Origin of the sequence: Vibrio sp. 10N.222.49.C9 (assembly GCF_041474985.1) — a bacterium.
GTDB lineage: Bacteria > Pseudomonadota > Gammaproteobacteria > Enterobacterales > Vibrionaceae > Vibrio > Vibrio crassostreae_C.
In genome coordinates, this window is the sequence record NZ_JBFRVD010001505.1 from 1 (window position 1) to 329 (window position 329).

Below are 329 nucleotides of genomic sequence, written 5' to 3' on the forward strand. Positions count from 1 at the left end.
GTCTTCTTTTGGAGGCAATAAGTCAGGAATCATCGCTACATGGCAACCGGCATCAAGGCCTGCTTGTACTCCATTGTTGGAGTCTTCCAATACTAGGCATTGCTCGGCTTCAAGGCCTAGCTTTTGATAGGCCATTTGATAGCAATCTGGGTTTGGCTTACCGCGAGCGACATTTTCGGCGGTAATCACTAGGTCATAATCCGCTAAGTATTCACTATCACGGAAATTATGCTGAACCTCTGGCAGATGTGAGGAGGTCACAATCGCCATTTTTAACCCACGCTGCTTAATGGCATTAAACAGAGCGTCATAACCGGGCTTGTAAGCAA

The 329-nt window shown here is 46.8% G+C and carries 1 protein-coding gene; it reads right to left on the reverse strand.

Going from position 1 to position 329, the window contains the following annotated elements; translation table 11 throughout:
- Window positions 1-329: HAD family hydrolase (locus tag AB4585_RS28960; protein WP_372172240.1), on the reverse strand; the 329-nt coding region annotated here is incomplete at both ends.